8 protein-coding genes and 1 pseudogene are annotated in these 9,249 nt (G+C 74.1%); 5 read left to right on the top strand and 4 right to left on the bottom strand.

From position 1 onward, the window contains the following. The coding region (locus tag KCH_RS08095) for a glycoside hydrolase family 19 protein (protein ID WP_051652872.1) at nucleotides 1–1,138 on the bottom strand (1,138 nt) is incomplete at its 3' end. A 198-nt stretch (nucleotides 1,139–1,336) separates the two neighbouring features. Between KCH_RS08095 and KCH_RS08090 the strand changes: the two genes are divergently transcribed. The 3 genes from KCH_RS08090 to KCH_RS08080 all read left to right on the top strand — a co-directional run bounded on the left by KCH_RS08090 (nucleotide 1,337) and on the right by KCH_RS08080 (nucleotide 3,798). Then, nucleotides 1,337–2,101, top strand: coding sequence for an enoyl-CoA hydratase family protein (locus KCH_RS08090; protein WP_035860732.1), 765 nt, complete (start codon nucleotides 1,337–1,339; stop codon nucleotides 2,099–2,101). Between the two features lie 86 nt (nucleotides 2,102–2,187). Further along, nucleotides 2,188–2,952, top strand: coding sequence for an acyltransferase (locus tag KCH_RS08085; RefSeq protein ID WP_035860729.1), 765 nt, complete (start codon nucleotides 2,188–2,190; stop codon nucleotides 2,950–2,952). Between the two features lie 246 nt (nucleotides 2,953–3,198). Continuing rightward, the gene (locus KCH_RS08080; RefSeq protein WP_157031947.1) at nucleotides 3,199–3,798 is read left to right on the top strand and encodes a hypothetical protein; all 600 of its coding nucleotides are present in this window, start codon (nucleotides 3,199–3,201) and stop codon (nucleotides 3,796–3,798) included. 81 nt (nucleotides 3,799–3,879) lie between these two features. Here the strand turns inward: KCH_RS08080 and KCH_RS08075 are convergent, their stop codons facing one another. Next, nucleotides 3,880–5,091 carry an MFS transporter gene (locus KCH_RS08075; protein ID WP_035860710.1) on the bottom strand — a complete coding sequence of 404 codons (1,212 nt, stop codon included), beginning with the start codon at nucleotides 5,089–5,091 and terminating at the stop codon, nucleotides 3,880–3,882. Between the two features lie 97 nt (nucleotides 5,092–5,188). Between KCH_RS08075 and KCH_RS08070 the strand changes: the two are divergent. Then, nucleotides 5,189–6,354, top strand: a pseudogene (locus KCH_RS08070) (ROK family protein). Between the two features lie 110 nt (nucleotides 6,355–6,464). Here the strand turns inward: KCH_RS08070 and KCH_RS08065 are convergent. Then, on the bottom strand, nucleotides 6,465–7,193 hold the full coding sequence (locus tag KCH_RS08065) for a polyprenol monophosphomannose synthase (protein WP_035860707.1): 729 nt from the start codon (nucleotides 7,191–7,193) through the stop codon (nucleotides 6,465–6,467). Between the two features lie 134 nt (nucleotides 7,194–7,327). Here KCH_RS08065 and KCH_RS08060 point away from each other — a divergent pair, with 134 nt between their 5' ends. After that, nucleotides 7,328–8,194 (top strand): PhzF family phenazine biosynthesis protein, encoded by an 867-nt coding sequence (locus tag KCH_RS08060; protein WP_035860704.1) that lies wholly within the window; start codon nucleotides 7,328–7,330, stop codon nucleotides 8,192–8,194. Between the two features lie 14 nt (nucleotides 8,195–8,208). Here KCH_RS08060 and KCH_RS08055 read toward each other — a convergent pair whose 3' ends face one another. Beyond that, entirely contained in the window at nucleotides 8,209–9,114 is a 906-nt protein-coding gene (locus tag KCH_RS08055; RefSeq protein ID WP_035860701.1) for a UTP--glucose-1-phosphate uridylyltransferase, read from the bottom strand. Between the last annotated feature and the right edge of the window lie 135 nt (nucleotides 9,115–9,249).

Here is a 9,249-nt window from a genome sequence, read left to right as displayed (position 1 = left end):
AGCCGGTCGGGACGCCGAGGATCGCCGTGAAGCTGGTGTAGGCGTTGATCCGGCTCTGCACCTGGGCGGGGTTGCCGCCGTTGCACTCCAGGGCGCCGTTGATGGAGCGGATGGTCTCGCCGAAGCCCTTGCCGTTGACCATCGCGTTGTGCGCGGTCATGGTGCCCGGGCCGTTCTGCGTCATCCAGTACCAGATGCCGGTCTTCCAGGCCACGGCCGCGTCGGTCTGCACCAGGTTCGGGTTGTTCAGCAGGTCGATGCCGAGCGCGTCGCCGGCCGCCTTGTAGTTGAAGTTCCAGCTGAGCTGGATCGGGCCGCGCCCGTAGTAGGCGGACTGGCCGGCCGGGCAGCCGTACGGCTGGGTGGTGTCGCAGTAGTGCGGGTAGTTGGCGGTGTTCTGCTCGACGACGTAGACCAGGCCGCCGGTCTCGTGGTTGATGTTGGCGAGGAAGGCCGCGGCCTCCTGCTTCTTCACCGTGTCGGAGCCGGTGCCCGCGAACGCCGGGTAGGCGTTCAGCGCCGCGACCAGGCCGCTGTACGTGTAGAACGGGTTCCGGCTCGGGAACATCTGGTTGAACTGCGCCTCGGAGACCACGAACCCGCCCGGGTTGGGGGTGGTGGTGCTCGGGCTGGGCGACGGCTGGTCGTCGGCGCAGTTGGACGGGCTCCAGTACCAGGTGGAGATCGTCGGGTCGTAGCCCGGGTTGTCGTGGGTGGCGACGTAGAACTTGCCGTTGGGCACGTACTTGACCACGGTGCCGGTGGCGTACTGGGTGCCGGCCACCCAGATCTGGAAGGCGCAGACCGTGCCGGTCGGGGTCTGGCTCGGGGTGGGCGTGGTGCCGCCGCCGGTGCCGCAGGCGCCCTGGTCGGCCCAGACGCCGGTGCCGCCAGTGCTCGGGGTCTCGCCCTGGGTCCACCACTTGGCGTTCCAGTTGTGGCCGTTGTACGAGGCGGTCATGCCGCCGGTGTACACCTGCGAGGCCGCGTACGGGGTGGCGCAGGCGGTGGCGGCGTTCGAGGAGGACGGCACCATGACGGCCAGGCCGGTGGCGGCCAGCGCGCCGGCCAGCAGGGCGGCGACCCGGCCCCGGCGGGACGGTGAACGGCGGTGGGAGAGCGTGCGGTTGGGGGACATCGGCCACTCCTTGTGGGGGGAACGAGCGGTGTGTCATGCACTCAAGCGAGGTTGGCCGTTAACTGTCAATAGGTCTAGACCTTAAGGGAATTGAGGACGTGTACGACGTGTCGGGTCTGGCCAGTGGAGGCGGTGGCGTGTCAGGGTGCAGGCGGAGACCGCCCGACCCACCCTCAGCCCGAAGGCAGGCCACCCCAGATGACCAGCGAAGCGCCCCTCCTGCGCCGCAGCACCGCCGACGCCGTCACCACCCTGGAGCTCGACTCCCCGCACAACCGCAACGCCCTCTCCACCCGGCTGATGGCCGAACTCACCCGCGCGCTGGCCGACGCCGCCGCCGACCCCGACGTCCGGGCGATCGTCCTCGGCCACACCGGCCGGGTGTTCTGCGCCGGCGCCGACCTGTCCGAGGCCACCGGCGACGACCCCACCGTCGGACCGCGCGGCCTGGTCGCCCTCCAGCGCGCCATCGTCGACTGCCCCAAGCCCGTCATCGCGCGCCTCGACGGCCACGTCCGGGCCGGCGGCCTCGGCCTGGTCGGCGCCTGCGACCTCGCCGTCGCCGGACCCGACTGCACCTTCGCCTTCACCGAGGCCCGGCTCGGCCTCGCCCCCGCCGTCATCTCGCTGCCGCTGCGCCCCAAGCTGGAGCCGCGCGCCGCCGCCCGCTACTACCTCACCGGCGAGACCTTCGACTCCGCCGAGGCCGCCCGGATCGGCCTGGTCACCGAGGCCGCGGACGACACCGGCGCCGCGCTGAAGACGATCCTGGACGCGCTGCGGCTGTGCTCGCCGCAGGGCCTCGCGGAGTCCAAGCAGCTCGCCAACGCCGCCGTCCGGGAGTCCTTCGACCGGCACACCGAGGAGCTGGTCGCCCAGTCCGCGCGGCTGTTCGGCTCCGAGGAGGCGCAGGAGGGCATGCGCGCGTTCCTGGCGAAGCGGCCCGCCCGCTGGGTGCGCTGACCTCGCCGTTCAACGGAAGTTACCGGCCGGTGTGAGTTTGGTCCCGTTGCCCGCCGCGGGAGCGCACCGGCCGATACGGTGAGCGCATGTCGATCGTCCGTGCGCTGCTGGGATCCGTCCGCGAGAGGTCGCGGCGGGCCGCGGGGCGGGCGGTGCACCGCGGCTGGCGGTGGGTGCAGGAGGCCGGCGCCGTCAGCAACCGCAACCCCGGGCCGTACCGGTTCGGGGAGCTCGGCGACGGCACCAAGCTGGCGTTCCCGCTCGGCACGGTGTTCAACGAGCAGTGGATCACCATCGGCCCGTTCTCCATCATCGGCGAGCGCGTCACCATCTCGGCGGGCTTCCTGCCCGGCCTCGACCTCGGCCCCGAGCCGATCGTCCGGATCGGCGGCGGCTGCGTGATCGGCCGCGGCAGCCACATCGTCGGGCACCAGCAGATCGTCCTCGGCGACGACGTGTGGACCGGCCCGAACGTCTACATCACCGACCAGGCCCATGAGTACCGGGACACCGAACTGCCCATCGGCAAGCAGTGGCCGCGCAACGAGCCGGTCTCGATCGGCGCCGGCTCGTGGATCGGCACCGGGGCGGTGATCCTCCCCGGCGCCCGGCTCGGCCGCAACGTGGTGGTCGCCGCCAACTCCGTGGTCTCCGGGGAGGTTCCGGACTTCGCGGTGGTGGCCGGCGCACCCGCCCGCCAGGTCCGCGGCTGGGATCCCGAGGACGGCTGGCAGCCGCCGATCCGGCACGAGGCGCCCCGGCCGGTCCCCGACGGCGTCACCGCGGAGCAGCTGCGCGCCCTGGTCGGCTGGGACCTCCGGCTGCCCGGCGAGCCCGCGCCGGAGGCCTGAGCGGCGGACGTCCGCCCAGGACGGCGGGCGTTTGCGCAGGTCGGAGGGGTGGCACGGAGTGCAACAAGTGTCACAGCTGGGCAACAGCCGAAACCGGGATGGCCGGATCGGCGTGGTGAGGGCTGTCGAGCGGGGCAGGATGCTCCCTCGTGGATCTTGGAAATGACCGGGTCGGGCCGCGGGGGCGCCGGCAGGCCGTGACCGAAGTCCGAGTCAACTGCCCCGACTGCCTTGGGAATGAAGAACATGCGTCTCAGCCGAATCACCGTCGCCACCCTGGTGGCCGCCTCCGCCCTCGCACTCACCGCCTGCGATCCGGACGGCTCCACCGGCTCGGCCGCGCCCGCGCCCGCCTCCGCCGCGCCGAGCGGCGCCGCCCCGGCGGCCGGCAGCCCCGCGGCGAGCAACGGCGCGAAGCCCGGGACGAGTTCGGGAAAGCCCGGCGAGGGCGGCGCAAAGGCGTCCAAGCCGGCCGCTGACTGCACCGCGAACGCCGCCGGCGTCGGCCCCGTGGTGGAGGCCACCGAGAACGGCTACCAGACGCACATCTGGTTCAAGGCCAAGTCGACCAAGTTCGTCTGCGGCCCGGACGTCCCGAACGACGGCCACTTCGAGGCGGTCGGCGAGCCGAAGGTCTACAACGTCGCCAACGAGACGAAGACCCTGCTGCTGGACGAGAACCTGAAGGCCAAGGAGGTCGACGTGTTCGTGTTCATGAAGACCCAGGAGGCCTGCCTGCAGGGCAAGCAGCCCGCCGCGCCGTACCGCTGCTTCGGCAGCCAGTACGCGGTGAAGCTCGACTCCAAGGGCGCGTTGCTCAGCGTCACGCAGCTGTACCGGCCCTGACGGGGCATCACCGGCCGAACGGCGGTCCGGACGCCGTGGGGGCGACCGGAACGCCGTTCGGCGCATCCGGGCGACGGGCCGTCAGGCGGCCCGGTGGCGGCCGACGGTGACGGCCAGCAGGCCCGCCAGGGCCGAGGTCGCGGCGACGGTGAGCAGCGCGGCCGGCAGCGAGAGCGCGTCGGCGAGGAAGCCGATCACCGGCGGGCCGATCAGCATGCCCGCGTAGCCGAGGGTGGAGGCGGTCGCCACGCCCTGCGGGCCGCCCGCCGCGCCGGCCCGGGCGATGGCCAGCGGGAAGACGTTCGCCAGGCCGAGGCCGACCAGCACGAAGCCGGCCAGCGCGGCGGGGACGGACGGGGCGAGCGCGGCGGTGGTCATGCCCGCGCAGGCGGCCAGGCCGCCGAACAGCATCAGCCGGGTCTGGCCCAGGCGTTCGGAGAGCCAGGTGCCGGACAGCCGGCCCGCCGTCATCGCGAAGGCGAAGGCCGCGTACCCGGCGGCGGCCACCGCGGCGCTCGCGTGCACGTCGTCGGTCAGGTGCAGGGTCGCCCAGTCGGCGAGCGCGCCCTCCCCGTACGCGGTGCACAGCGCGACCAGGCCGAGCAGCACCACCAGGAGGCCCGCCGAGCGGCCCGAACGGGCCTTCTCCGCGGCCGGGTCGGCGGTCCGCGGGCGGGCGGCGGGGGCGCGCAGCAGGGCGGCGCCGGCGGTGAGGGTGACGGTCAGTCCGAGGGCGGCGGCGAGGGCCAGCGCCCAGGCGGCGTCGATCCGGGCGGCGAGCAGGCCGCCGGCCGCCGCGCCGAGCAGGCCGCCGAGGCTGTACCCGGCGTGGAAGCTCGGCATGACGGGCCGTCGGAGTTCGGCGACCAGGTCGACGGCGGCGCTGTTCATCGCCACGTTGGCCGCGCCGTAGCCGGCGCCGAACAGCAGCAGCACGGCGCCGAGGCCGAGCACCGAGCGGGTGTGCGCGGGCAGCGCCACGGCCAGCGAGAGGACGCCGACGGCGGCGACGGTGACCCGGCGGGAGCCGAAGCGCAGGCAGAGCCGGCCGACCAGCGCCATGGTGGCGACCGCGCCGGCCGAGATGCACAGCAGGGCCAGGCCCAGCGCGCTGTGCGAGGCGGCGACCTGGGCGCGGACGTCCGGGATGCGGACCACCCAGGAGGCGAACAGGAAGCCGTCGACGGCGAAGAAGGCGGTGAGGGCGAGGCGTGCCGCCGACCAGGAGGAGCTGCGGCCGGACGGGGCGGTGGAGGAAGGGAGGCGGGCTTCTGTTTTGTTCAGTAGCGGCACAAAGTCAGAATAGGGGAGTGCCGCACACACCTTCAAGCCCGAATCGGAGCCCCGCCGTGAGCACCCCGCGCCGCACCGCCCCGACCGCGGCCGCGCCCTGCTCGGACCGGCGCTGCGCCTGATCCACACCGGACGGGCCCCACCCGCTCCGCGCTCACCGGCGCCCTCGACGTCACCCGCGCCACCGCCGGCGCCGTCACCGGCGAACTGGAGGCGCTCGGCCTGATCAGCGTCGACGCCCGCCCGGCCGGCGGCGGCCGCGGCCGCCCCTCGCACCGCCTCACCCTCGCCGACCCCGGCCCCGCCGTGCTCGCCGCCCAACTGCACGCCGACGGCGTCTCCGCCGCGCTCGCCGGACTCGGCGGCCGGCTGCACGACACCGTCCACCTGCCGCTGCCCGCCGACACCGCCCCCGAGCGGCTGCTCGCCGCGGTCGCCGAGGCCGGCGCCGGCCTCGCCCGGGCGAGCCGCCGCCGGATCCTCGGCTTCGCGCTCGCCCTGCCCAACCCCGTCACCGAACCCGACGGCACCGCGCTCGCCGCCCTGCACTTCGACTGGCCGCCCGGCGCCCCCGTCGCCGAACTGTTCGCCGCGCAGGTGGCCCGCGCGGACCTCGGGCCGCGCGCCCGCGGCGCGCTCCCGACCGCCGTCGCCAACGACGCCAACCTGGCCGCGCTCGCCGAACACCGGCACGGCGCCGGCCGGGACGCCCGCCACCTGCTGCTGGTCACCTCCGGCCACCGCGGCGTCGGCGGCGCCCTGGTCGTCGACGGCCGCCTGCACACCGGCAGTTCGGGCCTCGCCCTGGAGGTCGGCCACCTCACCGTCGACCCGCTCGGCCGGCCCTGCGCCTGCGGCAACCGCGGCTGCCTGAACGCCGAGACCGACCCCGAGGCGCTGTTCGCCGCCGCGAAGCACCGCCCCGACCCCGGACGGCCGCTGCTCCCGCAGGCCCGCGAACTGGCCCGCGACCCGGCGGCCGCCGACGCCGTCGAGCACGTCGTCGACCGCCTCGGCCTGGGCCTCGCCGGGCTGGTCAACATCCTCAACCCGGACCGGATCGTGCTCAGCGGCCTGCACCTCGACCTGCTGGCCGCCGCCCCCGACCGGCTCGCCGCCGTGGTCGCCGAACGCTGCCTGTGGGGCCGCAGCGGACGCGTCCCGATCGTCCCCGCGCAGGTCGCGCACGCCGGACTGGTCGGCGCCGCCGAACTCGCCTGGGAGCCCTGCCTGGACGACCCGCAGGCTGCCATGGCCCCCTGAGACACGGCTCCCCGGGAAACGGCTCCCCGGGAAACGGCTCCCCAGGAACGCGAACGGCGCGGGTCGACGATCCGTCGACCCGCGCCGTGCGGCGCCCTACTGGCGGTGCGTCACTTGCCGAAGCGGAGCTTCCACGGAGCGACGGCCGACTCGAGCTGCACGCCCAGGCTCATCTTCGACATGCCCTCGACGCGCTCCTCGAAGCGGATCGGCACCTCGGCGATGCGCATGCCGTGCTTGACCACGCGGTAGTTCATCTCGACCTGGAACGAGTAGCCGTTGGAACGGACCGACTGCAGGTCGACCTTGCGCAGCGCCTGCGCCTCCCAGGCCTTGAAGCCCGCGGTGGCGTCCTTGACCTTCAGCCGCAGGATCGCGTTGACGTAGAAGTTCGCCCACGCCGACAGCGCCTTGCGGTGCCACGGCCACTCGGACGCGGTCGAGCCGCCCGGCACGTAGCGCGAGCCGAGCACCACCGAGGCGTCGGTGGTGGTGAGCTTCTCCACCATCGCCGGGATCGCGGTGTGCGGGTGCGACAGGTCGGCGTCCATCTGGATCACGATGTCGGCGCCGTTCTCCAGCGCCTGCGTCATGCCCGCGATGTAGGCCCGGCCCAGGCCGTCCTTGTCGGTGCGGTGCAGCACCGTGAGCGTGCCGCCCGACTCGGCGCCGAGCTTGTCCGCGACGTCGCCCGTGCCGTCGGGGGAGTTGTCGTCCACCACCAGTACGTGCAGGTTCGGCATGCCGAGCTCGCCCAGCCGGCCAACGAGGATCGGGAGGTTCTCCCGCTCGTTGTACGTCGGAACAACCACAACAACCTTCGGGTGGGCCTCAGCCATGTTTCTTCTGTCCTCGATACGGTTATGAGAGCCGGATGCGGCAGTCTAGCGTTGATCCCCGCACGTACGTTCCGGGGGTCCGGCCCCCGCGGGGCCCGCGGGAATCGCCGCGACCCGCCGTCCGTTGCCCCGGCATGACCGACAACACACCGGCCGGCTCCGCCGAACCGCTCCGCTACGCCGCCTTCACCGCCGACCCCGCCGGGGGCAATCCGGCGGGCGTGGTGCTGGACGCCACCGCGCTGAGCGGCGAGCAGCAACTCGCCGTCGCGGCCCGGCTCGGCTACTCCGAGACCGCCTTCCTCGGCCCGGTGCCGGGCCAGCCGCGCACCCGCACCGTCCGCTACTTCAGCCCGCTCGCCGAGGTGCCGTTCTGCGGCCACGCCACCATCGCCGCCGCCGTCGCGCTCGGCGAGGCGATCGGCCCCGGCGAGCTGCTGTTCGAGACCAAGGCCGGTCCGGTGCCGGTCACCGTGGAGCGCAGCGCGGCCGGAGAATTCACGGCCACGTTGACGAGTGTTCCGCCGCACGTCGAGCCCGTCGCCGCCGAGGACCTCGCGCAGGCGCTGGACGCGCTCCGCTGGAAGGCCGCCGAACTCGACCCGGAGCTGCCGCCGGTGATCGCCTACGCCGGCGCCCGGCACCTGGTGATCGCCGCCGCCACCCGGGCCCGCCTCGCCGACCTCGACTACGACTTCGACGCGCTCGCCGCCCTGATGCGCCGCCTCGACCTGGTGACCCTCCAACTGGTCTGGGAGCAGGACGCCACCACCTTCCACGTCCGCGACCCGTTCCCGGTCGGCGGCGTCGTGGAGGACCCGGCCACCGGCGCGGCCGCCGCCGCGTTCGGCGCCTACCTGCGGGAGCTGCGCGGCCTGGACGACGCCCGGCTGACGCTGCACCAGGGCGAGGACCTCGGCCGGCCCGGCCTGCTGACGGTCGGCCTCACCGCCGGCGACCCCCGGGTCCGGGTCACCGGCCGGGCCGTGCGCATCCCCTGACGGACCGTCCGCCGCTACGGCCGGCCCGCGTCCAGCCGGGCGCGGGCCAGGTCGAGCAGCGCCGGGCCGTACTCGGGGTGCGCGAGGGCGTGCGCGAACTGCGCCACCAGGTACGCCTGCGGGTTGCCGGTGTCGTACCAGTGGCCCTCGATGACCTGCCCGTAGACGGCGCGGCGGGCCGCGTACGCGTTCAGCGCGTCGGTGAGGTACAGCTCGCCGACCGGGTTCGCCCGGAACCGCCGGTGCTGCTCGCGCAGTTCGTCCACCACGCCGGGCGTCAGCACGTAGCCGCCGATCGCCGCGTAGTGCGACGGGGCGACCGCCGGATCGGGCTTCTCCACCAGGCCGGTGATGCGCAGCGCGCCGTCCCCCAGGTCCTCCTTGACCACCGGGACGCCGTAGCGGTGCGACTGCGCCGGGTCCATCGGCATCAGCGCGAGCACCGGGGCGCCGGTCTTCTCGTGCGCCGTGATCAGCTGGCGGGCCCGCGGCACCTCCGCCACGAACACGTCGTCCGGCCACAGCACCAGGAACGGCTCGTCGCCGAAGTCCCGGGCCGCGTTCAGCACCGGCGTCCCGTTGCCGTACGGGCCGTGCTGGAACAGGTAGGTGAGGTGCCCGCGCCGGGACAGGTCGGCGACGTCCTCCACCGCGTCCGCGTACGCGTCCTTGCCGTCCGCGCGCAGCTGCGCGACCAGCGCCGGGTTGGGGCGGAAGTGGTCCTGGATCAGCGACTTGTCGCCGGACACCACGACGGTGATGTCGGTGATGCCGGAGTCGATCAGCTCCCGCACCGTGTGCTCGATCACCGGCCGGTCGCCGACCGGCAGCATCTCCTTCGGGATCGCCTTGGTCAGCGGCAGCAGCCGGGAGCCCAGGCCCGCGGCGGGGATGACGGCTCGGCGGAGGGTGGCGCGCATGGGCCTCTTCCTGTTCCTGGACGGGACGCGGTGCCGGTCGGCACCGACCGTACCAGGGGTGAGCGGATGATCACTCCGCGTCGCGGCGGCTACTTCCGGGGGAGTGCGCGGGTCTGCTCCGCGCGGCCGATGGTG

The sequence above is a fragment of the Kitasatospora cheerisanensis KCTC 2395 genome (assembly GCF_000696185.1).
In the GTDB taxonomy this organism is placed as follows: domain Bacteria; phylum Actinomycetota; class Actinomycetes; order Streptomycetales; family Streptomycetaceae; genus Kitasatospora; species Kitasatospora cheerisanensis.
This window is presented reverse-complemented; position numbering and strand designations above follow the sequence as displayed.

Excerpts from the sequence above, each read along its gene's own strand:
- KCH_RS08090 (WP_035860732.1), top strand. The coding sequence starts at position 1,337 with ATGACCAGCGAAGCGCCCCTCCTGCGCCGCAGCACCGCCGACGCCGTC.
- KCH_RS08085 (WP_035860729.1), top strand. The coding sequence starts at position 2,188 with ATGTCGATCGTCCGTGCGCTGCTGGGATCCGTCCGCGAGAGGTCGCGG.
- KCH_RS08080 (WP_157031947.1), top strand. The coding sequence starts at position 3,199 with ATGCGTCTCAGCCGAATCACCGTCGCCACCCTGGTGGCCGCCTCCGCC.
- KCH_RS08065 (WP_035860707.1), bottom strand. The coding sequence starts at position 7,193 with ATGGCTGAGGCCCACCCGAAGGTTGTTGTGGTTGTTCCGACGTACAAC.
- KCH_RS08060 (WP_035860704.1), top strand. The coding sequence starts at position 7,328 with ATGACCGACAACACACCGGCCGGCTCCGCCGAACCGCTCCGCTACGCC.
- KCH_RS08055 (WP_035860701.1), bottom strand. The coding sequence starts at position 9,114 with ATGCGCGCCACCCTCCGCCGAGCCGTCATCCCCGCCGCGGGCCTGGGC.